Annotated in this window: 2 protein-coding genes; both read left to right on the forward strand. The window is 45.3% G+C overall.

Features of this window, described 5'->3' with window-relative positions; translation table 11 throughout:
* On the forward strand, positions 1–1242 hold a 1242-nt coding region (locus Q0191_RS04790; RefSeq protein WP_297664305.1), incomplete at its 5' end, for an HD domain-containing protein.
* 1 nt (position 1243) lies between these two features.
* A partial coding sequence (locus Q0191_RS04795; RefSeq protein WP_297664307.1) for an HAD-IIB family hydrolase occupies positions 1244–1734 on the forward strand: 491 nt, incomplete at its 3' end.

The raw sequence follows: 1734 nt of genomic DNA on the forward strand, positions 1-1734 counted from the left end.
ATTTATGATTTAATCAATACCAAAGAATTTCAACGGCTGCGCCGCATCAAACAGCTGGGCACTTCTGGCTATACTTTTCACGGCGGGGAGCACAGCCGTTTTTCGCATTGTCTGGGAGCTTATGAGATTGCCCGACGCATCACCAAGATTTTCAATGAAAAATACAGTAAGGTCTGGGACAGCCACGAAAGCCTGCTAACCATGACAGCCGCTCTCCTGCATGACTTGGGACATGGCGCTTATTCACATACTTTTGAACGCCTCTTTGATACCGATCATGAGGACATTACGCGGCAAATTATCACCAGTCCTGAGACAGAGATTCATCAGGCCTTGGTACAAGTTTCACCAGATTTTCCAGAAAAGGTAGCTAGCGTCATCAACCATACCTATCCCAATAAGCAGGTGGTCCAGCTGATTTCCAGCCAAATTGATGTGGATCGGATGGATTATCTCTTGCGAGATTCCTTCTTTACTGGTGCTTCTTATGGGCAATTTGACTTGACTAGAATTTTACGAGTGATTTGTCCAGTAGAAAAGGGCATCGCCTTCAAACGCAATGGTATGCATGCAGTAGAAGACTACGTAGTCAGCCGCTACCAGATGTACATGCAGGTTTATTTCCACCCGGCCAGCCGAGCTATGGAGGTTCTGTTGCAAAATCTGCTCAAGCGAGCTAAGTTTCTCTATCCGACTCAGAAGGATTATTTTGCGTTGTCATCGCCCAATCTCATTCCCTTCTTTGAAAACAGAGTGACCCTGCAGGATTATCTGGCCTTGGATGATGGTGTCATGAATACCTATTTCCAAGTTTGGATGACGAGTCCGGACAAGATTTTATCTGACTTAGCTCAGCGTTTTATCAACCGCAAGGTCTTCAAGTCTATCGTCTTCTCTCAGGAGAACGAAGCGCATTTGGATATCATGCGAGACCTAGTTGGACAGGTTGGTTTTGACCCTGATTACTATACTGCTATCCATCGTAATTTTGATTTGCCTTATGATTTCTACCGGCCTGACGTTGAAAAACCCCGAACCCAGATTGAGATTCTGCAAAAAGATGGTAGCTTAGCAGAACTGTCCAGCCTGTCTCCTATCGTTCATTCGCTAGCAGGGACCAGACAGGGCGATAATCGCTTCTACTTCCCCAAGGAAATGCTGGCAGAGACGGGACTTTTTAGCGAAAAAAACCAGACTTTTATGCACTATATCAAAAACGACCAATTTACTTACGGAGAATAATATGTCTATCAAATTAGTTGCCGTCGACATTGACGGCACCCTTTTAAATAACCAAAAAGAAATCACGCCTGAAGTCTTCAGCGCTGTACAGGATGCTAAGGCTGCTGGCGTTAAAATCGTCATTGCAACTGGCCGGCCTATTGCGGGTGTTCAAAAGCTTCTCGAGGAGCTAGAGCTTAATCAGCCAGACAACTATGTCGTGACTTTCAACGGCGGACTGGTGCAGGATACTGTCACAGGTCAAGAATTGATCAAGGAAACACTGTCTTATGACGACTATCTGGATATCGAGCTGCTTGGGCGAAAATTAGGTGTCCACATGCATGCCATCACCAAGGACGGCATTTATACTGCCAATCGCAATATCGGCAAGTATACTGTTTACGAGTCCAATCTGGTCAGCATGCCGATTTTCTACCGCACTCCTGAAGAAATGGCCAATAAAGAAATCGTTAAGTGCATGTATATTGATGAGCCGGAAATTTTGGATGC

It is taken from the genome of uncultured Streptococcus sp. (assembly GCF_938036805.1).
Classification (GTDB): Bacteria; Bacillota; Bacilli; order Lactobacillales; family Streptococcaceae; genus Streptococcus.